Annotated in this window: 21 protein-coding genes; 5 read left to right on the top strand and 16 right to left on the bottom strand. The window is 57.3% G+C overall.

The features are described 5' to 3' along the window. Positions 1 to 357: 357 nt before the first annotated feature. The 9 genes from dnaB to HMPREF2919_RS06360 all read right to left on the bottom strand — a co-directional run bounded on the left by dnaB (position 358) and on the right by HMPREF2919_RS06360 (position 8611). Positions 358 to 1713, bottom strand: coding sequence for a replicative DNA helicase (gene dnaB / locus HMPREF2919_RS06400; protein WP_070593509.1), 1356 nt, complete (start codon positions 1711 to 1713; stop codon positions 358 to 360). A 105-nt stretch (positions 1714 to 1818) separates the two neighbouring features. Beyond that, entirely contained in the window at positions 1819 to 2835 is a 1017-nt protein-coding gene (locus HMPREF2919_RS06395) for a glycosyltransferase (protein WP_246823498.1), read from the bottom strand. Positions 2836 to 3171: 336 nt separating this feature from the next. After that, complete coding sequence (locus tag HMPREF2919_RS06390) at positions 3172 to 3978, bottom strand: class I SAM-dependent methyltransferase (protein WP_049326735.1); 807 nt, start codon at positions 3976 to 3978, stop codon at positions 3172 to 3174. Positions 3979 to 4622: 644 nt separating this feature from the next. Then, on the bottom strand, positions 4623 to 4928 hold the full coding sequence (locus tag HMPREF2919_RS06385; protein ID WP_070666834.1) for a hypothetical protein: 306 nt from the start codon (positions 4926 to 4928) through the stop codon (positions 4623 to 4625). A 241-nt stretch (positions 4929 to 5169) separates the two neighbouring features. Continuing rightward, positions 5170 to 5622 (bottom strand): 50S ribosomal protein L9, encoded by a 453-nt coding sequence (gene rplI / locus HMPREF2919_RS06380; protein ID WP_049341934.1) that lies wholly within the window; start codon positions 5620 to 5622, stop codon positions 5170 to 5172. Between the two features lie 20 nt (positions 5623 to 5642). Beyond that, complete coding sequence (rpsR, locus tag HMPREF2919_RS06375; RefSeq protein ID WP_004005948.1) at positions 5643 to 5879, bottom strand: 30S ribosomal protein S18; 237 nt, start codon at positions 5877 to 5879, stop codon at positions 5643 to 5645. 83 nt (positions 5880 to 5962) lie between these two features. Further along, positions 5963 to 6595 carry a single-stranded DNA-binding protein gene (locus tag HMPREF2919_RS06370; protein ID WP_005504055.1) on the bottom strand — a complete coding sequence of 211 codons (633 nt, stop codon included), beginning with the start codon at positions 6593 to 6595 and terminating at the stop codon, positions 5963 to 5965. Positions 6596 to 6690: 95 nt separating this feature from the next. Beyond that, complete coding sequence (gene rpsF, locus HMPREF2919_RS06365; protein ID WP_005504056.1) at positions 6691 to 6996, bottom strand: 30S ribosomal protein S6; 306 nt, start codon at positions 6994 to 6996, stop codon at positions 6691 to 6693. Positions 6997 to 7186: 190 nt separating this feature from the next. After that, a complete protein-coding gene (locus HMPREF2919_RS06360; protein WP_070593511.1) occupies positions 7187 to 8611 on the bottom strand; it encodes a CCA tRNA nucleotidyltransferase in 1425 nt (474 codons plus the stop codon). Positions 8612 to 8737: 126 nt separating this feature from the next. Between HMPREF2919_RS06360 and HMPREF2919_RS06355 the strand changes: the two genes are divergently transcribed. The 5 genes from HMPREF2919_RS06355 (at position 8738) to trxA (ending at position 14020) form a co-directional block, all read left to right on the top strand. Next, a complete protein-coding gene (locus HMPREF2919_RS06355; protein ID WP_005504058.1) occupies positions 8738 to 9241 on the top strand; it encodes an NUDIX hydrolase in 504 nt (167 codons plus the stop codon). Between the two features lie 66 nt (positions 9242 to 9307). Then, positions 9308 to 10972 (top strand): murein biosynthesis integral membrane protein MurJ, encoded by a 1665-nt coding sequence (gene murJ, locus HMPREF2919_RS06350; RefSeq protein ID WP_070593512.1) that lies wholly within the window; start codon positions 9308 to 9310, stop codon positions 10970 to 10972. 196 nt (positions 10973 to 11168) lie between these two features. After that, a complete protein-coding gene (locus HMPREF2919_RS06345; RefSeq protein WP_246822855.1) occupies positions 11169 to 12359 on the top strand; it encodes a serine/threonine protein kinase in 1191 nt (396 codons plus the stop codon). 246 nt (positions 12360 to 12605) lie between these two features. Beyond that, entirely contained in the window at positions 12606 to 13640 is a 1035-nt protein-coding gene (trxB, locus tag HMPREF2919_RS06340) for a thioredoxin-disulfide reductase (RefSeq protein WP_049341938.1), read from the top strand. A 53-nt stretch (positions 13641 to 13693) separates the two neighbouring features. Then, the gene (trxA, locus tag HMPREF2919_RS06335; protein WP_049351863.1) at positions 13694 to 14020 is read left to right on the top strand and encodes a thioredoxin; all 327 of its coding nucleotides are present in this window, start codon (positions 13694 to 13696) and stop codon (positions 14018 to 14020) included. 112 nt (positions 14021 to 14132) lie between these two features. Here the strand turns inward: trxA and HMPREF2919_RS06330 are convergent, their stop codons facing one another. From HMPREF2919_RS06330 to rnpA, 7 genes are all read right to left on the bottom strand, one after another. Next, positions 14133 to 15431: a ParB/RepB/Spo0J family partition protein gene (locus HMPREF2919_RS06330; RefSeq protein ID WP_070634581.1), complete on the bottom strand. Its 1299-nt coding sequence runs from the start codon at positions 15429 to 15431 to the stop codon at positions 14133 to 14135. Between the two features lie 236 nt (positions 15432 to 15667). Next, positions 15668 to 16510 (bottom strand): ParA family protein, encoded by an 843-nt coding sequence (locus tag HMPREF2919_RS06325; protein ID WP_005504078.1) that lies wholly within the window; start codon positions 16508 to 16510, stop codon positions 15668 to 15670. Between the two features lie 453 nt (positions 16511 to 16963). Beyond that, positions 16964 to 17605: a 16S rRNA (guanine(527)-N(7))-methyltransferase RsmG gene (rsmG, locus tag HMPREF2919_RS06320; RefSeq protein WP_080973341.1), complete on the bottom strand. Its 642-nt coding sequence runs from the start codon at positions 17603 to 17605 to the stop codon at positions 16964 to 16966. Position 17606: 1 nt separating this feature from the next. Next, positions 17607 to 18173, bottom strand: coding sequence for a Jag family protein (locus tag HMPREF2919_RS06315; protein WP_049341941.1), 567 nt, complete (start codon positions 18171 to 18173; stop codon positions 17607 to 17609). A 111-nt stretch (positions 18174 to 18284) separates the two neighbouring features. After that, positions 18285 to 19274, bottom strand: coding sequence for a membrane protein insertase YidC (gene yidC, locus HMPREF2919_RS06310; protein WP_012904383.1), 990 nt, complete (start codon positions 19272 to 19274; stop codon positions 18285 to 18287). A 51-nt stretch (positions 19275 to 19325) separates the two neighbouring features. Further along, positions 19326 to 19799, bottom strand: a complete 474-nt coding sequence (gene yidD, locus HMPREF2919_RS06305) for a membrane protein insertion efficiency factor YidD (protein WP_049341942.1) — start codon at positions 19797 to 19799, stop codon at positions 19326 to 19328. After that, positions 19796 to 20161 (bottom strand): ribonuclease P protein component, encoded by a 366-nt coding sequence (gene rnpA / locus HMPREF2919_RS06300; protein WP_049341943.1) that lies wholly within the window; start codon positions 20159 to 20161, stop codon positions 19796 to 19798. Before rnpA ends, yidD begins: the two co-directional genes overlap by 4 nt. Positions 20162 to 20271 lie beyond the last annotated feature (110 nt).

Below are 20271 nucleotides of genomic sequence, written 5' to 3'. Positions count from 1 at the left end.
AACGCCCCTGCAACCCGAAAATGGGTGAAGTAGACCACAAAAAGGACCTTGAAAGGGTCTCAAACACCCTCACAAACACCAAACTACCTAGTCAGTGCGTTTTATGGGTGCTAAAAAATCTTTAAAAAACTTCCAAAAAACCTTATAAACGCAGAAGAAACCACTCAAACCCTCACAGAATGCCCTCTAGAACCCCCTCCGCAGCCCCTATTCCCATACCCTGCGCTTGATTCCTAACCCTGCACGATTCCTAACTCTGCATTTGGGTACCCATACCTATAGATGCGAAAAAGCCCCTCCCCTTCCATCCTGTAATGAATAGAAGAAGAGGGGTGCAGCTACAGAGTGCTGAGCTGATTAGTACTGGGGAGGCGCCTCATTCGCCATATTGTTGAAGCGCGAATACTTACCGCTAAACGCCAACGGGATAGTACGAGTCGGACCACCACGGTGCTTAGCAATAATCATGTCCGCCTCACCCACGCGCTCACTATCCGGGTTATACATATCCTCACGATGCAGCAGAATCACCATATCCGCATCCTGCTCAATAGAACCCGACTCACGCAGATCCGAAACCATCGGACGCTTATCAGTACGCTGCTCCGAACCACGGTTCAACTGAGACAGCGCAATCACCGGAACATCCAGCTCCTTAGCCAACAGCTTCAGGCTACGAGAGAACTCCGAAACCTCCTGCTGACGCGACTCAACCTTCTTACCCGAACTCATCAGCTGCAGGTAGTCCAGCACCACAAGCTTCAAATCATTACGTTGCTTGAGGCGACGACACTTCGCGCGAATCTCCATCAGAGTCATATTCGGCGAATCATCAATAAAGAGAGGCGCAGAATCAATACGACCCTGCAGAGTCGCCAAGTTCGTCCAACCCTCAGTATCCAGGTCGCCCTTCTTCAGACGACCCATCGAAATCTTGCCCTCCGCAGAGAGAATACGCATCGCCAACTCAGTACGACTCATCTCCAGTGAGAAAAACACAGTCGTCATCTGATGATGAATAGACGCAGAACGAGCAATATCAAGAGCCAAAGTCGACTTACCCACACCCGGACGAGCCGCAATAACAATCATCTGGCCACCGTGCAGACCACCGGTCAGCTCATCAAACTCAATAAAGTCAGTCGGCACACCGTACACGCCATCGGGGCGGTTCGAGTTCGCATCAATCTCATTGATGGTCTCCTCCAACGCATCAGAGAAAGATACATAATCTTCCTTCGCGTTACCATCAGTCACCGCATAAATCTCAGCCTGCGCCTGATCGACCAAAGTATCGACCTCAGTCTCATTGGCGTAACCCAGCTGAGCAATCTTCGTACCCGCCTCAATCAGGCGGCGCATAATCGCGTGCTCCTTAACAATCTCAGCGTAATACTGAGCGTTAGCAGCAGTCGGAACCGACGCAATCAGCGTATGAATATAGGACGCGCCGCCCACACGAGTCAGCTCGCCGCGCTTCTTCAGCTCATCAGCAACCGTAATCGCATCCGCAGGGCTGCCGTGACCATAAAGAGAAAGAATCGCCTCATAAATCGTCTCGTGCGCCGGCTTATAGAAATCAGACGCACGCAGGCTCTCAACCACATCCGCAATAGCGTCCTTCGACAGCAGCATACCACCGAGCACCGACTGCTCAGCCACATCATCATGAGGCATAGTGCGGGAACCATAATCAATGGCAGTTTCAGACATGCTTATCCTCGCGTTTCAATCCGATATCTACGACGTTCCAGAAACAATTTCTGCAGAACTCCTATGCTAGTTTCTCACGAAGGCACACGCGAAACCCATACACACCTAACGGGCAGCGCGCAGATAGTCCTCAATCTTCTCAACGGCGAGCGCCGCGCCATCCATAGTGCGCATCGCCTCACCCAGCTGCCGCGCCCTGGCGCGCATGCCCTCATCAGCCAGCAGACGGTCCAGAATATCGCGCATATTGCCGCGGCGCACATCATTCTTCGTAAAGCGCAGGGCGTTACCGTAGCGCACGCACTCCTCAATATTCCAGCTCTGCTCAGCCTGCATCGCAATACCGGCAAAGGGCACACCCGCCAGGCACGCCGTCTGTACCGTCCCCTCACCGCCGTGGGTCATCGAGGCGTCAATATGGCCGGCGAGCAGATGCGCCGGAACAGTCCCGGCGAAATGGATGTTGTTGCCCAGCATGCTGGTATCCGAGAGCTGCACCCCGCCGCCGACCAGCACATCCACAGGAGCCGCTGACAGCTGCCGCAGCACCTGCGCCAAAATATCTGCAGAGCCGGATGATCCCATTCCCACGTAAATCAGGGGCCGATCTCTAGGCTCGTGAACAATCTGCGGCAGCTCACCGGGCGCACGGTAATAAATAGGACCCACACCAACATCAGGTTCTATCAAAGAATCCCCGCGCAGCTGCGTAAACAGAGAACAGATAAGATTCACGTCGGCGCTGAGCATATCCACGGTACGGCGAGGAAGCCTAAGCCCATACTCACGTGCCACACGCATAAAAGAAACCGGCTTATACGAAAACACTCGCGCCACCGCTCGCAACCACCCCGGTGCCGCAAGCTCGCCGCCTACAGGCTTCTTCGAAAAATACGTCGACGAATAAGCGTACGGGCGCGCATAGAAAATAGGGATACCCGCAATACGCGCAGACAGTAGCATCGTCAGGTTAGAACCAATCACCACCGCATCCGCATTAAAGTCACGAATAGCCGCGAGCTCAGCGGTGACCCGCCGACGCACCATATCGGTTGTGAAAGGATGCCGCACTCCCCTGCCCTGATCCAGCGCCATAATCTGCTCCACCTCAGCATCGCTCATGATTGGCTCGCTAAGGTGCACAGGAAGCCCGGCGCTTTCCAGCAGTCCTATGTACTTAGGGGAGTACACGTGGAACAAGACCGTATGACCTTGCTCCCGAGCCACACGCGCTATCTCAATGCAGCGCGTGGTTTCACCCATATTGAAGCTTTCGGGAGAGAAAAGAATACGGCTCATAACAATCTCCGGCAGGCGCACACGTGACTGAGCCGATTCTGCGGCTCATACACCGCGGCTCATACACCTCAGTGTAAAACGGAGCCCCAGTATTCCCCCGTATAACGAGGAATACTAAGGCTCCGTTTCGCTGTATAAGCTTTGCGGTGTGATTCTGTCTTACTTCTTACGCAGAATCAGACCGATAGCGCCAATATGGTCGGCGTGACGGCGGAACACACCGCGCATACCCAGCACACGCTCACGAATCTGCGGCTTACGCGCCAGGTTGAACGCAATCTTCGCAACGCCGGCGGGACCCTCATCAGCCAGCAGACGCTTCGGCTCCAGCAGAGCCATATCGGTCTGGTACACATCCAGCACCTCAAAGCCAGCCTCTTCCGCCAGGGCAGTCCACTCGGCAACGGTCAGCGGGCGGGCATTCACGCGGATAGTGCGCGCCAAATCCTTCTGAATCTCTTCCTTCAGCTCGGGGCGCAGATAATCGGGAACCAGCGACATCTCGTGAATAGCGTAGTAGCCGCCCGGACGCAGCAGACGAGCCGCCTCACGCATAATCTCCAGCTTGTGCTTATCGGTCTGCATGGTCAGCATCGCCTCGCCCACCACGGCGTCATAGCTTTCCGAGGGCAGACCGGTCTCCTGTGCGCTAGCGTTCACCACACGGTAGTTCGGCTTAGTCGATGCACCAATACGCTCGGTTACGATTTCAGCAGCCTTGGGATCAAGATCCACACCGGTATAGCTCTTGGGGGAACGCTTCACAATCTCCAGGGCGGTAATACCCAGGCCCGGCGCAAACTCCACGACGTCAATGTCGCCGCCCAGAGCACGAGCCAGCAGCCAGTTGGTGGTCTCGCGGCCGCCGGGGCGCAGAACCTTCTTGCCCAGCTGAGCCAGCAGCCAGTGACCTGCTGCCTTTTCGGCGGGGCGGTCGGTACCGGGAACGGAAGGGGTCTTAGACACGGAAGACAACTCCTCAATACTTGTATTTAATATGCAAAATTTATCTTTCCCAATTCTAGACCCGCCACCCCAAGAAAGGAAATGTGACGTTATATAGAAGTGTGGTTGCCCTTTGTTACAGCATGCCGCAACACCACTACAGCCATCCTTGCCACACACCCTAGAGATTAAACAGAAACTGGAGCTGAACCTCTCGGTCCAACCCCAGTCTCATCACACACACATACATACGAAAATCAGAGCCACTTCCGCAAGGAAAGTCCAACTTTCTGATGGTCCTCTCGAACCATCTATATAAAGTATTACGCGTAAACCTTTATTCCCTGTAGGTTAAAGCTGTAAGAAAGCTGGGAATAGATTTTTCTTCAAAATCGAGGTGCAGCACCCCGGATTTCACGCGGAAACTACACGTCGCGTTAAAAGAAGAAAGGCAAGGCGCTTTTGCCTTGCCATCCTTCTTTCGCTAGCGGGCGACCCCGCTACACGAAACACACACATTCACATCGCAGTCCTCTCGAACCAACACTTATAGTAAACACCCCCAACCTTATGGGAGGATTGAATTTCGCTGGAAACAAGCTGGGAGAAAACCAACAGAACCCTGAGAGCTTTGATATTGTGCAGTTTGCGGACTCTAAACCGGGCTAATAAGCCGCCATATACAGACCCAGCAGCACCAACGGGTTAGCCACTACAGAAATAACCGCCAAGCAAATATTGGTCACGCGGTACTGACGGAACTTCACCAGACCCACCAGCGCGCACACCAGCGCAACACTGGACGCAAGGCCGCCAACCACCAGCAAAAGAAGCAGAAGAGCAGTAGCGACATTCGCGTCCGCAAATGGGATAACCGCTAGAGCGCACAGCAGCAAATTGATGCACTCCAACACCACACCCGTGGACAGAAGCTGCGCGCTAGAAGACAAACGTGAAAAAGATCGAGCCATGTCTACCAGTCTACGGGGTCAATTGGCGTACTTCGCAGCCGCAACCGCTCTAGCCACCAATCCTTCTACTACCCTACCCCTATTCTCAACCTCTCAAAAACAATGTTTCACGTGAAACATGCACCGGAGCGGGCACAGCTATGGGTACAACAAACGGGGTGCCCCTCACGAAGAGGGACACCCCGTCCGACACTCAACGCCGCAGCATCAAAGCACCAGCGTCAAATATCTAAAAACCTACTTACGCAGCAGCAACGACGTCCAGGACAACGTTAGCAACAACGTCAGGGTGCAGGCGGACAGTCACCTTGTACTCACCGGTGCGCTTGATAGCGGAACCCAGGTGGATGGTGCGCTTGTCAACGGAGCCAATGCCAGCAGCCTCAATAGCCTCAGCAATAGCCTCAGCCTTGACGGTACCGAACAGGCGGCCGTCAGCGCCAGCCTTGTGTGCAACGACAACCGGCTTAGCAGCCAGGGCCGCAGCAATTGCCTGAGCCTCTTCCAGAGAAGCCTTAGCACGAGCCGCACGAGCGGCACGGATGGACTCAACCTGCTTCTCGCCACCCTGGGTCCAGGTCACGGCGAAGCCGCGGGGCAGCAGGTAGTTACGTGCGTAACCGTCCTTAACGGTGACAACATCGCCAGCTGCACCGAGGCCGGAAACTTCCTGAGTCAGAATGATCTTAGCCATGTTACTGTCTCTCCTTCTCTTTAGCGGCCAGCGCCGGAGTAGGGCAGCAGTGCAACTTCGCGGGCGTTCTTAATAGCCTGAGCGATCTTGCGCTGCTCCTGAACGGTCACGCCAGTCACGCGGCGAGCGCGGATCTTGCCGCGGTCGGAGATGAACTTGCGCAGAAGTGCGACGTCCTTGTAGTCGATAACGGTGACGTCAGCAGCCTTGAGGGGGTTCTGCTTGGGTTTGGGCTTACGGATTTCAGCCTTAGCCATCGTGGTGCTCCTTAGAGTTGGGAGCCCGCGGCGGATAACCGCGGGATGGATTGATAAATTACTATTCGGAAAACGAAACCGGCTTAGAACGGAGGTTCGTCGTCGGCGCCGCTACCCCAGTCATAGTTACCACCAGACTGAGAACTCCACGGATCAGCAGCAGGAGCTGCGGGGGCCGCCGGAGCAGCCGGAGCGGAGTAGCCAGACTGGCCAGAGTAACCATTACCCTGAGCAGCAGCAAAATTGTTCTGCTGAGGAGCGGAGAAACCGCCCTGAGCAGCAGCGTTGTACCCAGCGCCACCGCCAAAGCCACCCTGCGCACCGCCACCGAAGTTATTACCTCCGGCAGAACGCTGTGCGCGAGTCACCTGAGCAGTAGCAAAACGCAGAGTCGGGCCGATCTCCTCGACCTCAAGCTCAAACGAAGTACGACGCTCGCCTTCCTTGGTCTCGTACGAGCGAGACTTCAGACGGCCCTGCGCGATAACCTGAGTACCCTTCTTCAGAGTCTCTGCAACATTCTCAGCGTAACCACGCCACACCGACGCACGCAGGAACAGGGTCTCCCCATCCTCCCACTGGTTCGTCTGGCGGTTAAAAGTACGCGGAGTCGATGCGATCGTGAAATTAGCAACCGCCGCACCCGCAGGGGTGTAACGAAGCTCCGGATCGCCAGTCAGATTACCAATAACGGTAATAACGGTATCGCCTGCCATTTGATGCCTCCTCGATAAGAGTTACAAGTATGTTGAATCCAGTACAGCGCAACCCCCTGACATTTTTAGGGGGTCAGCCGACCGGCAAGAAACAACTACTTGCTGGAGATCTTCTGATCCTCCGGGCGGATGATCTTGGTACGCATGACGGACTCGTTCAGGTTCAGAACACGATCGAGCTCAGCTGCGGTCTCGGGGGTAGAGGTGAAGTTCACCACTGCGTAGATACCCTCAGACTTCTTCTGGATCTCGTATGCCAGGCGACGACGGCCCCAGATATCGACGTTGTCGACGGAACCACCCTCGTTGGTCACGATCTCGAGGAACTTGGACAGCGACGGCTCAACCGCACGGTCCTCAACCTCGGGGCTGAGGATAACCATCAGTTCATATGCACGCATGATTAAACCCCTCCTTTGGGCTAAACGGCTATGGGATTTCCATAGCAGGAGATTCATTGTGCTCTACACGTGAAGCACACCGGGTGGGGAACACGCATAGATTTCTTAACAATACACGAGAAAAAGCAGATAGAACAGTACCGCACCGCGTGACCTCAACCATGCGATGCGGTACCGAAAACCGCAGAAGCTACGCTTTCTGACGCTGCTCCCACCACTGCACCAGACGAGCCTTCGCCTCCTCCTCAGGAAGCGAACCCTCATCCAGACGCAAATTCAACAAGAACTTATACGCCTCACCCACCACCGGGCCCGGCGCAATACCAAGAATCTGCATAATCTGACCGCCATCCAGATCCGGACGGATCGAATCCAGCTCCTCCTGAGCAGCCAACTCAGCAATACGACGCTCCAAATCGTCATACGCCTCAGCCAGCGAGCGCGACAGACGACGATTACGAGTCGTCACATCAGAACGCGACACACGATGCAGACGCTCCAGCTGATCGCCCGCATCACGCACATAGCGGCGCACCGCAGAATCAGTCCAACCCGACTCACGGTAACCATAGAACCGCATATGCAGCTCCACCAGACGAGCCACAGCCTTAATCGTGTCATTATCAAAACGCAGCGCACGCATACGCTTCTTCACCATCTTCGCGCCCACCACCTCATGGTGCAGGAACGAGACGGAGCCGTCCTTCTCAAACTTACGAGTCTTCGGCTTACCAATATCGTGCATCAACGCCGCAAAACGCAGAATAAAATCAGGAGCCGGGCACGGGCCATCCTCGTCCGTCTCCTTCTCCATCGCCTGCTCCATCACCTTCAACGAATGCGCATACACATCCTTATGGTGATGCGCAGGATCCATCTCCATACGCAACGCAGGAAGCTCCGGCAACACATAATCCGCCAAACCCGTATCCACCAGCAGGTTCAAACCCACCCGCGGATAATCCGCCTCAATCAGCTTCACCAGCTCATCACGCACACGCTCAGCCGAAATAATCTCAATACGGCCAGCCATCTCACGCATCGCCTCGAAAACCTCCGGGGCAACCTCAAGATTAAAACGCGCAGCAAAACGAGCCGCACGCATCATACGCAGCGGATCCTCAGAAAAAGACTCCTCCGGCGAGCGCGGAGTACGCAAAACACCCGCACGCAAATCCTCAACGCCACCAAACAAGTCAACAACCTCACCACTGGGCAAAGCCGCCGCCATCGCATTAATCGTGAAATCACGACGCACCAAATCGGCGCTCAAATCCGTGCCGAACTCCACCGTCGGCTTACGCGAATCCGAAACATACACCTCAGCACGGTACGTGGTCACCTCATACACCACGCCATTCTTCCGCGCACTAATCGTGCCGTACTCCTTGCCGATATCCCACGTATGCTCACCCCACCCACGCAGAATCTGCTCGCTCTGCTCCGGAGTAGCATCCGTCGTCAAATCAAAATCAGTGAAATGGCCGCCATCATCCAGCAGATTGTCGCGGACAATACCGCCCACCAAGTACAGCTCAAAACCCGCCGCACGGTACAGTTCTCCCAGCTCGGCGGCATCCGGGTACTTCGACACAACATCAATAATCAGCGACATAATCCTTTAATCGTGCCAGAAAAACCACCCACACGCCCACCCCACACCCACAACACCCCACCAAAGACAGCTATCTCACCCCAAACCGAGGCACCAAAACCTCAGCCTATCGGTTAAGGTAGAACCATGAGCATTCCCGTACCCCGCGCCCCCAAAACGCGCTTCACCGCGCCCGCGCGAGCGGTACCCGCCCCCGAAGAAGTCTCCGCAGGCGGGCTCATCATCGACTTCGACCGACCCGAACAGCTACCCGTAGCCATCATCGCCCGCATCAACCGCAACGGACAACGCGAATGGTGCCTACCCAAAGGCCACATCGAACACGGAGAAACCACCGTCGAAGCCGCACAACGCGAAATCAGCGAAGAAACCGGAATCACCGGCTACCCCGTAGCCTCCCTCGGCACCATCGCCTACTGGTTCACCTCCAACGGCACGCGCATCCACAAAACCGTGCACCACTACCTCTTCGCAGCAACCGGCGGCGAACTGAGCATCGACAACGACCCCGACCACGAAGCAATCGACGTCGCATGGGTCCCCCTCGAAGAGCTCCCCACCCGCCTCTCATTCGCCAACGAGCAACACATCGCCCGCAGCGCGCGCGAATACATCACCACCCAGCTCTAAACACCCGTTAAATAGAGCCCCAAAAACTAAAAGAAGCAATCACCCGCCGAAACAGGAGAGACATACGTGGCACGTAACGACGCCCGCTCAAGCGCAATCATGGCAGCAGGCACCCTCGTCTCGCGCATCCTCGGATTCGTCAAGACCATCCTGCTCACCGTAGCCATCGGCTCACTCTCAACCGTCGGCGACGTCTTCGAAACCGCCAACACCCTACCCAACCTCATCTACGTCCTAGTAGCAGGCGGCGTGTTCAACGCAGTCCTCGTACCCCAAATCATCAAGGCGGCCAAAGCACAAGACGGCGGCGCACGATATATCTCCAAACTCGTCACCCTCACCGTCACCGCAATCGGCCTCATCACCATTATCACTGTCGCCTGCGCCTGGCCCATCATCAGCATTATGGGCTCAGGATGGAGCCCCGAACAACGGCAGCTCGGCTTCATCTTCTCCCTCTGGTGCCTACCCCAAATCTTCTTCTACGGCCTCTACACCGTCATCGGACAGGTCCTCAACGCCAAAGACGCATTCGGCGCCTACATGTGGTCGCCCGTACTCAACAACGTCATCACCATCCTGTCGCTGATCCTGTTCATCTTCCTCTTCGGCGCACAAACCCCCAACCCCAACCCGATTCACACCGTAGACAACTGGACCAACGCACAGACCCTCGTGCTCGCAGGCTCCTCCACCTTCGGCGTCATCATGCAGGCGCTCGTCCTGTTCATCCCCCTACGCAAGCTCGGCCTGCGCCTCAAGCCCGACTTCGCGTGGCGAGGCATCGGCCTGCGCGCAGCTTCCAAGCTCGCCGCCTGGACCCTCGCCTCCGGCATCATCTCCAACCTCGCATTCCTCTACATGACCAAGGTCGCCGCAGGCATCGTCGGTCAGCGCGAACACTACGCCGCCCTCGGCATCCAAATCCCCGGCCTGCAGGCACTCAACTACGCCTCCATGCTGTACATGCTCCCACACGGCGTCATCGGCATCTCCATCGCCACCGTGCTCTTCAACCGCATGAGCGCCTCCGCCATCGCCGACGACAGCGACAGCGTCATCTACGCACTCTCCCACGGCCTACGCAACGCAGCAGTAGCCACCGTCTTCTGCATGGTCGCACTCATGGTACTCGCAGGCCCCGTCGCCGTGCTCTTCAGCGGCGGCGACCCCATCGCAGCAACCATCATCGCCAAGCTCATCGTCATCACCGCGCTCGGCACCCCCACCCTCACCATCAACTACCTCTACAGCCGCGTGCTCTACGCCCGCGAAGACGCACGCACCCCCTTCCGCATCCAGGTGTACTCCGCCATCATCATGGTCATCATGAGCTTCGCAGCGTCCCTGCTCGACGCACAGTACACCGTGTATATGCTCGCCTTCATCTACCCGGTGCACAACATCCTGATCCTGTTCATCAGCCACCACATGGTCCGCCGCCGCCTCGGCTACTACGGCCAGCGCGGCATCGTCAGCACCTACGCCCGCACCACCCTCGCGTCCCTCTTCGCCGGCGGAATCGCAGCCATCGCGCTCTGGCTGCTCGGCGGCTACCAGCTCGACGGATTCGCCTGGGCCTCCAAGCTCACCGCAATCATCACCCTCGCCGTATGCGGCACCGTCATGGGCCTGGCATACCTCGCCGGCATACAGATCTTCCGCGTCAAGGAAGCCAACGCACTACTGGCGCCCCTCACCTCCAAACTTGAGCGTTTTGCCCGCCGCTAAAGCAGCACACAACGCCCAACCCGGGTAGCTGCCCGTGCACCCACCTCACCCCACGCCGGGGCCCGCAGAGGACACAGGCAACCACCCGGACGCCACAAACTATCACTCAGCCCCAGCATCCTTCAATGCCGGGTAGAATCTAATAGTCAGGGCCCGCCACACGGCAGGCACTATGAAACCACCTCGGGAGAACACGTTGTCGCAACAGATTCCGGTCGGATCGGTCCTCGGAGGCCGCTACGAGATCACCGCACACATCATCATTACGGCAGAATCCGACATGGTGCTTGAAGGCACCGACCAGATTCTCAACCGTAAGGTCTCGGTCGTCGTCGCATCGCCCAGCCGCAGCGCACTGCTGGAAGCAAACTCCCGCGCGCTCGCAACCAACGCACGCGGCAACATCCAGATTCTCGACCTGGGCATCACCCCCGAAGGTAGCCGCTACCTCGTCACCTCCCACACCCGCCCCGACACCCTGCTGGACACCCTGCTGGTCGAAAACCACGCACTCTCCAACGCAGAAGACGCGCTGGGCACCGAAATCTTCGGCGACTCCGAAAGCGGCAGCTCCCCCAACACCTACGAGAAGGTCTCTGCTTCCAGCGCCAACCAGGAGAGCATCACCGCTGCCAAGAACTGGAACGCATCCGACAGCGCAGCCGTCACCGCGTACTCCGAACCCACCAGCATCTACGAGGATGACGAAGACGAAGAAGACGGCAGCCGCGGCACCTGGGCCGTCGCCCTGGCAGCAGTCCTGCTGCTCGTCATCGTCGCAGGCGGTATCCTCACCTCCCTGGGCGCAATCGGCTCCAACCAGGCAGCCGCACCGCACACCCCCAAGTCCTCTATGTCCGCCTCCGAATCGGCTGCGGCAAACGCCAGCGCATCGGCATCCCCGACCGCTAAGGCATCGAACGCACCGGCGAAGATCGCGTCCGTGGCTCGCTTCGTGCCCTCGAACCCCACGTTCATGAACGACATGGACACCCTCATCCCGAACCTGACCGACGGTAACGCCAACACCGCATGGATCAGCTACGGCTTCGGCACCGCCAACTACGCCGGCACCATCAAGGAATTCGGCCTGGCACTGAAGTTGCAGACCCCCACCGTCGTCTCCAAGCTGACCATCCAGCAGAACACCGGCACCGGCGGCTCCTTCACCGTCTACACCAACAGCTCTGCATCCCTGGACGGTGCGGTTGAGGTCGGCAAGGGCACCTTCGAAGGCAAGGATGCAGTCGTCACCCTGGACACCTCCAAGCAGAGCGCGGAAAAGGGTGCCTACGTGATCATCGTGGTCAACGAGCTGCCCCGCCTCTCCCTGCCGATTGGAACGTGGAATTACGGTCTGCGCATCAACGAAATCAAGGTGGACTAATCAACCCATAACGCGACGCCGACAGTGCGCTCACGCCCCAGACACAAGGGCGGGGCTTCTGAACTCAACAGTTCGGAAGCCCCGCCCTTTTTGATGTCTATTTATGACTCTTTATGGCAGGGTGGCTACTCAAAGATTCACAGTGCGCGGAGTATCTGGATAAGGGTCCCCCAAAAATGGAATAATCGAGGATAAAGCCCTGTTATAGGGGCAGAACGAAAGACCTACAACGGAAAGATATATCTGATGACTGAGAATCTGGGAGGCCTCTTCGGAGGCTCCGCCCTGGGCAATCTGAACCTCGCTTCCGCACCCGCCACCAAGGCGGCACCGGCAGCCGAGGTTGAGGCCGACGCAACCGTCCACAACGTCATTATTGTGGGCTCCGGCCCCGCTGGTTACACCGCGGCAATCTACGCGGCACGCGCCGAGTTGAAGCCTGTCCTCTTCGCCAGCTCCCTGGCGCCCGGCGGCTCCCTCATGAACACCACCGAGGTCGAGAACTTCCCCGGATTCATTCAGGGCATCCAGGGCCCCGAGCTGATGGAGAACATCGGTCAGCAGGCTGAGCGTTTCGGCACTGACATCCGCTACCAGGACGTAGAGAAGGTTGAACTCACCGGCGACGTGAAGAAGGTCTACACCGCTGACGGCGCCGTTCACCTGGCAAAGACCGTCATCATGACCACCGGTTCTCAGGTCCGTAAGCTCAACATCGAGGGCGAAGACCGACTCTCCGGTTACGGCGTCTCCTGGTGCGCAACCTGCGATGGCTTCTTCTTCAAGGACAAGGAAATCGCAGTGGTCGGCGGTGGCGACTCCGCGCTGGAGGAGGCACTGTTCCTGACGACCTTCGCATCCAAGGTGTACCTGGTGCACCGCCGCGATTCTTTCCGCGCTTCGGAAATCATGCAGACCCGCGTGTTCAACAACCCGAAGATTGAGGTTGTCTGGGACTCGGCTGTCACCGCCGTTCACGGCGAGAGCAACCTCGAGTCGATCACCCTGACCAACACCAAGGACGGTTCTGAGCGCCAGCTGGCTGTTCAGGGTCTGTTCATCGCTATTGGCTCCGATCCTCGCGTGGAACTGGTACGTGACCAGCTGGAGATTACCGAGAACCACACCATCGCGGTTCAGGGTCGTTCCTCGAAGACTTCCGTTCCCGGCGTTTTCGCTGCCGGTGACGTGATTGACCCGACCTACCGCCAGGCAATTATTGCTGCCGGTTCCGGTGCTGTTGCCGCTCTGGACGCGCAGCACTACCTCGAAAACCTCTAAACTATTCGTATTACTCGCAGGGGAATCCACCCCGTGTCAGAAAGGAGCACTCCATGAGCAGTGCACAGCAGGCAACTGATGCCACTTTTGACGAACTGGTTCTGAAGAACGACAAGCCCGTTATCGTGGACTTCTGGGCTGAATGGTGCGGCCCCTGCCGCATGGTCGGCCCCGTGATTGACGAGATCGCTGGCGAGTACGCCGGTCAGGTCGACGTGGTCAAGGTAGATGTTGAGGCGAATGGCGATACCGCTATGAAGTACGGCATTACCTCTATTCCCGCCATCTACCTTTTCAAGGATGGCGAGGTCATCAAGAAGACCGTAGGTGCTAAGACGAAGCCCGCTCTGCTGGCTGAGTTCTCCGAGCACCTGGGCTAATCTTTCGAGAAGCTAAAGAAAAACCCTCGGTGATATTTCACGTGAAACATCACCGAGGGTTTTTTGTATATACAACTGATTTCAGTTGCTAAATATTGTTTTACGCGAAAATTTAGCCCAAGAAATCAGAATCCAAAACGCGGATAATGCGGTTCAGATCCTCAACATTCGCAAATTCGATGGTCATCTTACCCTTGCGAGCACCCAGCGAAATCTTCACCGAAGTATCGAGCTTGTCAGCAAAAGCCTCCGCAATATAATCCAGGCGCTCACGGTGCTTCTGAGGCTGAGGAGCCTTGCGCTCCTTCACCTCCGCAGCGCCGGATGCATGGTTCACCAGCTCCTCAGTTGCGCGAACCGACAGTCCCTCATTCACAATCTTCTGTGCAAGAGTCTCAATCTGAGCCTGGTCCGTCAGAGCCAGCAGGGCGCGCGCGTGACCCGCGGAGAGAATACCCGCCGCAACGCGACGCTGCACCAGAGCCGGCAGCTTCAGCAGACGAATCGTATTCGAAATCTGGGGGCGAGAACGACCAATACGCTTAGCCAACTGTTCCTGAGTAGTGTCGAACTCCTCCATGAGCTGCTGGTATGCCGCCGCCTCTTCAATGGGGTTCAGCTGGCTGCGGTGCAGGTTCTCCAGCAGGGCGTCACGGAGCAGGTCGCCGTCTTCAGTCTCACGAACAATCGCCGGGATGGTGGTCAGTCCAGCCGCCTGGGTTGCACGCCAGCGGCGCTCACCCATGACCAGCTCATACTTTTCGGTGCCGTTTTCGCGCGAGGGACGCACGACGATCGGCTGCAGAACACCAATCTCACGCACCGAGTGGATGAGCTCTTCCATGTCCTGCTCATCAAAGTCGGTTCGGGGCTGCTTGCGGTTCGGGTGGATATCGCGAACGTTCAGCTCGGCAAACTGGGCACCGGGAACCGGAACCAGGCCGCTCTGTTCCTCAGAAGCGGACTGCGGGGTGGAGACATCTTCACCAAAGAAGAAGTCCACCGGGCGGCGAGTCAGGGTGGTGTTGCGCAGTGCCGCACCCATATCCACGCGAGGCTTCTTCTTCGATGTTTCACGTGAAACATCCTGCGAGGAGGCGGGAGATTCGACCTTCTCCTCTACCTTCTGAGCTTCAACAGGCTTTTCCTGAGCGGGTGCAGCTTCAGCAGGCTTAGCTTCTACAGACTCAGCTTTAGTGCTCTTACGCTGCTTCTCCGGCTTGGCCTCGTGAGCCATTTCAAAGAGACCGTCAGTCATCGACTCTTCAATCGGAGTAGACACCTTCTTGGGTGCAGTCTTTGCTGCCGCAGTCTTTTCGGACGCCTTCGCCTCAGCATTACCAGAATTCTTCGTACTCTGAGGGATCAGCGCCCCCAGGCCACGACCCAAGCCGCGTCGCTTTTCAGCCATCGTTACTCCTTAGGACTCCCGGACGAGCCCGCTCATTTTTTCTTCTTCATCTAGTGTAAACGAAATAAGCACTCGAAAGCAGAAGTGAAAACTGCATGGCACGTAATCCAAATTATTCCTGATAATTAATTCACTAAGGATGTTTTCTCGGGTTTCACCCAGAAAATACCGCACAAAATGAGCCCTTTTGAATCATCAATAGACAATTCAAAAGGGCTCATTTCAAAAGATTTAGATTATGCGGAACGGCGTGAGAGTTCCTGTGCCGCTTCGCGGTAGGCGCGAGCACCAGTCGACGAAGAATCGTAGGTAATGACGGTCTGCTGATAGCTGGGAGCTTCAGAGATACGAACCGAACGAGGAATCTTTACACCCAGAGTCTCCTCCGGGAAGTGCTCGCGCACCTCCTCTGCCACCTGGAATGCCAGGTTGGTACGAGCATCGTACATGGTCAGCAGGATTGTACTGATGCGCAGCTTGGAGTTCAGGTGCTTCTGAATCATCTGAATATTCTTCAGCAGCTGGCTCAGACCTTCCAGAGCGTAGTACTCGCACTGGATCGGAATCAGAATCTCTTCTGCCGCAACGAAGGCATTGACGGTCAGCAGGCCGAGGCTCGGCGGGCAGTCGATGAAGACATAGTCCAGGCGCTCCATACCCTGCTTCTCGCGCCACTCGGTGTAGTCCATCAGAGCATTCTTGAGGCGAGTCTCGCGTGCCACCAGGGAGACCAGTTCAATCTCCGCGCCCGCAAGGTCGATATTGGCGGGGGCGCAGAACAGGCCGGGCATATCGGGGCATTCCTGAACAATTTCAGAAAGCGGCTTATCCTCAATCAGAACGTTGTAGACGCTGGGAACATCCACGCCGTGCTCAATGCCCAGTGCGGTCGAAGCGTTACCCTGCGGGTCGTTATCGATAACCAGGACGTTCAGTCCAGCCTCCGCGAGCGCGGCTGCGAGGTTCACGGCGGTGCTGGTTTTACCCACGCCACCCTTCTGGTTCGACACGGTGAAGACACGCGTATGCACAGGCTTGGGGAGCAAATCTGCAACAGATTTCTGAGCTTGAGGAGTCATCGGGTGCCTTCCATATTCCGGGTGGTGTGTCTACGGTGATGCTTCGTCTGATGCCTCGCGTGTGGCAATACTCTGCGGTATTTGTGCGCGAGGAGGATTCAACCTCCACTCCCCCACCATTCACTCATCTCAGCATGTTTCACGTGAAACATACTCCGCGAGGTAATGAAGTCTGCAATGTTTCACGTGAAACATTGGTGCTGCCCGAATGGTTCTGAAGGGCTCGGTACCCTTTACTGAACCATTAGGCTTTGATGTAGAAGAGTCTAAGGTTTCAATCCTTCCTTAAGGGTACCCGGCATCAGGTCAATACTCCACGCGAGAGGTCATTCTATGTACTCTACGGATGCAATTGCCGCGCGCCCGGCAAGCCAGCGTACAAAAATGGGCGGTACCGCGTAAGCCAGCCTATTCACTAGCTCATTGCGGTACCGCCCATTCGGGGCGAAACTTTTAGAGGCGAACTCGAACCACCGTCGTCGGCTCTTCCAGCAGGTCACCGCCGGCGGTGAGAATCTCAGTCTCACGCGCACCGTAACGGTTCAGCTTCTTCTTCGCCTTAGTAATCTCCTCCGCGGCACTACGACCCTTCAGAGCCAGCAGCTCACCGGTGCCGCGCAGAATCGGCAGAGTGATGTCCAGCAGGCCCACCAGGGCGGACACAGCGCGTGCAGTCACCACATCGGCCTCCACGGCGCCCACAGCCTGCTCGGCACGCGAGCGCAGCACGGTCACGTTCTCCAGGCCTAGATCCTCGACAACCTCATTCAGCCAAATCACGCGGCGCTCCAGAGGCTCAATCAAAGTCAGCTTCAAATCCGGGCGGGCAATCGCCAGGCACAGACCGGGCAGGCCGGCGCCAGAGCCAACATCAGCCACCGACACATTCGGTGCAATGTACTCCTGCACCACGGCACAGTTCAGCACGTGGCGAGCCCACAGGCGCGGCACCTCACGCGGGCCAATCAGACCGCGCTCAATACCGGTCGTCGCCAAGTGCTGCACGTAGCGCTCCGCCAGAGGCAGACGCTCACCGAACACAGTCTCCGCTGCGGCGCGCTCGCTCTCATTGAGAGCAACCATCGAAGTCTCCATACTAGGCTCCTACCTCGGGAAGAGAAATCACCACGTGGCGGCGGGGACCCTCGCCCTCAGACTCGCTGTACAGGCCAGCAGCAGCCACCACATCGTGCACGACCTTACGCTCGTACGGGCTCAGCGGCTTCATGTGCTCATCACGACCGGTAGCGCGCACCTTCTCAATCGCGTCAGCAGCGATCTTCTCCAGCTGCTCACGGCGCTCAGCGCGGTAACCAGCGATATCCAGAATCAGGCGGGAACGGGTGCCGTTACCAGCCAGGACGGAGAGGCGCACCAGCTCCTGCAGAGCCTCCAGCACCTCGCCGTGGCGACCAACCAGGTGGCGCAGTTCCTCGTTGTCATCATCGTCATTGACGACCGACAGGTAGATGCGGTTATTGCGCACCTCAATATCAATGTCGCCGTCCATATCAACAATATCGAGGAGCTCCTCGAGGTAGTCAGCGGCAATATCGCCTTCCTCGTCGATGTCCTCAAAATCGTCTTCTTCGCCCTCAAGGGGCTCCTCTACCAGCTGCTCCTCAACGAGCTGCTCGTCCTCATATTCCATAGCTTCAGTCACAATAATCCTCGGGGTGTTCGGAGGGGTGTCCTAGGGGTAAAAAGTATCTCATACACGGCGCCGGGCCCGCGCCACACGTGGCGAGAACCCGGCCCGAATCACGGAAGAAAACTACTTCTTTCCGTTCTGCTTATTGCGCTGCTGCTTCTGGCGCTTCTTACTCACCGGCTGCTGGCGCTGACCGGCTGCGGCACGCTCACGCGCCTCCTGCAGGTCCTTCTCGTGCTGCTCGCGGGTCTTACCCACCGGGGGCAGGCCCTTCGCCGCACGGCGGGCGTTCAGCTCACGCTCCGCCTGGGAACCGGGGGTCGGGTTGTTGCGGATAACCCACCACTGCTGACCCAGCGACCAGAGGTTCGAGACGGTCCAGTAGTACAGCACACCAAGGGGGAAGTTAATACCGGAAACAGCGAAGATGATCGGGAAGATGTACATAATCATCTGCTGCTGACGGAACATCGGAGAGTTCAGAGCAGCCTCCGACATGTTCTTCACGCTCAGCTGCTTCTGGATGTAGAACTGGGTGGCGCTCATCAGAACAATCATGATGACCGCCTGAACAACGGTCGCGGTGGCGTCGCCAGCCCCCGGGTGCATCATGGTCGCGAAGAGCTGAGCACCGAAAATCTGGGAGTCGTTGAACTGATGCACTAGCTCAGCCGGCAGCATGAGCACGCCCTGGTTATTCTGCGCTGCGGTGGGCACGCTCATCAGCACCTGGTACAGACCGAAGAAGATCGGCATCTGCGCCAGAATCGGCAGGCAGGAGGCGAAGGGGTTCGTACCGTGCTTACGGTACATTTCCATCTGCTCCTGAGCCATAGCCTGGCGGGAGAGCTGGTCCTTCTTACCCTTGTACTTCTCCTGCAGCTTCGCCATATCGCCCTGCATCGCGGTCATACCGCGCATAGCCTTAATCTGCTTGACGAACAGCGGAATGGTCAGGGTACGCATCACCAGGGTCAGGAAGATAATGCACAGAACCCAAGTCAGGCCGGACGCCGGGTCCATGCCCAGCGAGGTGAAAAGAGTGTGGAACAGCCACAGGACCACGGAGACGATCCATTTAAACGGCCAAAGAATCAAATCAAAAATATTCACGCGGGAATACTCCTTAAGGACTCGGCTAAGTCATTGTGTGGGAGGCGCCGCCTACTCAGGGCGAGCGTCACCACCGGTGTGAGGGGTGTAAAGATGGGGGTGGTTGAGCAGAATAATTTTCGGTTCTGCTCCGGGAACGAAAGTACGCTTCCCCTCCGGAACTGGGTCGATACCTCCGGTAGCCCAGGGGACACACCGCAGAATACGGCGTACCGTCAGGGAAAGCCCGCCCATCGCACCGTGGGTGGTCAGCGCCTCCAGAGCGTAGGCTGAGCAGGTCGGGTAGTAGCGGCACACATCCCCGTAGAGGGGGGACACGACCTTGCGGTAGGCCTTCATGCACGCGATCAGCAGGTTCTGCGGTAGAACGTAGAGAGCCTGCAGGAAAGTTTCCGGCCGCACGAATTCGTTAGGCGCTAGTGCCAGCAGCTCGTCGGGGCCCAGAGTCTCGGCAGATGCGCTATAGGTGCCACTGTGATGCGCGTGGAAGCGTTCTTCACAGCGGTCACGCTGGGAACGACTCACGGCTTCTCCTTGCTCTGAGGCAGGTCGAGCTTAGCGAAAGCAGCCTCGAGTGCCGATTCGTAGTCGCGGCGCAGCTGATCCCAGCTGGCGCTCGCGGAGGCGGGAAGCGCTCGCACAGCAATGGCGTAGCCTTCCGGATGCGCGGCGCAGGTGAGCGCGGCAAGTTCACGCAACCGGCGCTTGACCAGATTGCGTGTGACTGCGTTGCCCACCGCCTTCGACACAATGAAACCTACCTGGGTTGTTTTTCCAGGATTTTTCGCCGTAGATACAACGATGTTCCGACGTCCTGTACGGATGCCGGAACGGAAGGCGTGGGAGAATTCTGCGCTGGTGCGCATACGGTGCCGTTGAGGCAGCACGTGTTCCCCTTTACGTAGTGTGGGAGATTCGGCTCATGTGGTGAGCTGACCTCCGCGTGTATTTCACGCTTAATGATAGTTCGCCCGCCGATGCGTGTGCATCGGCGGGG

This window comes from Rothia sp. HMSC068E02 (assembly GCF_001813565.1).
Classification (GTDB): domain Bacteria; phylum Actinomycetota; class Actinomycetes; order Actinomycetales; family Micrococcaceae; genus Rothia.
This window is presented reverse-complemented; position numbering and strand designations above follow the sequence as displayed.

Bases quoted from the DNA above. Each gene is read 5' to 3' on its own strand.
- dnaB (WP_070593509.1), bottom strand. From the start codon at position 1,713: ATGTCTGAAACTGCCATTGATTATGGTTCCCGCACTATGCCTCATGAT.
- trxB (WP_049341938.1), top strand. From the start codon at position 12,606: ATGACTGAGAATCTGGGAGGCCTCTTCGGAGGCTCCGCCCTGGGCAAT.
- rpsF (WP_005504056.1), bottom strand. From the start codon at position 6,996: ATGCGTGCATATGAACTGATGGTTATCCTCAGCCCCGAGGTTGAGGAC.
- rpsR (WP_004005948.1), bottom strand. From the start codon at position 5,879: ATGGCTAAGGCTGAAATCCGTAAGCCCAAACCCAAGCAGAACCCCCTC.
- trxA (WP_049351863.1), top strand. From the start codon at position 13,694: ATGAGCAGTGCACAGCAGGCAACTGATGCCACTTTTGACGAACTGGTT.
- HMPREF2919_RS06325 (WP_005504078.1), bottom strand. From the start codon at position 16,510: ATGACTCCTCAAGCTCAGAAATCTGTTGCAGATTTGCTCCCCAAGCCT.
- HMPREF2919_RS06385 (WP_070666834.1), bottom strand. From the start codon at position 4,928: ATGGCTCGATCTTTTTCACGTTTGTCTTCTAGCGCGCAGCTTCTGTCC.
- HMPREF2919_RS06330 (WP_070634581.1), bottom strand. From the start codon at position 15,431: ATGGCTGAAAAGCGACGCGGCTTGGGTCGTGGCCTGGGGGCGCTGATC.
- rsmG (WP_080973341.1), bottom strand. From the start codon at position 17,605: ATGGAGACTTCGATGGTTGCTCTCAATGAGAGCGAGCGCGCCGCAGCG.
- HMPREF2919_RS06355 (WP_005504058.1), top strand. From the start codon at position 8,738: ATGAGCATTCCCGTACCCCGCGCCCCCAAAACGCGCTTCACCGCGCCC.
- HMPREF2919_RS06395 (WP_246823498.1), bottom strand. From the start codon at position 2,835: ATGAGCGATGCTGAGGTGGAGCAGATTATGGCGCTGGATCAGGGCAGG.
- HMPREF2919_RS06370 (WP_005504055.1), bottom strand. From the start codon at position 6,595: ATGGCAGGCGATACCGTTATTACCGTTATTGGTAATCTGACTGGCGAT.
- rplI (WP_049341934.1), bottom strand. From the start codon at position 5,622: ATGGCTAAGATCATTCTGACTCAGGAAGTTTCCGGCCTCGGTGCAGCT.
- HMPREF2919_RS06360 (WP_070593511.1), bottom strand. From the start codon at position 8,611: ATGTCGCTGATTATTGATGTTGTGTCGAAGTACCCGGATGCCGCCGAG.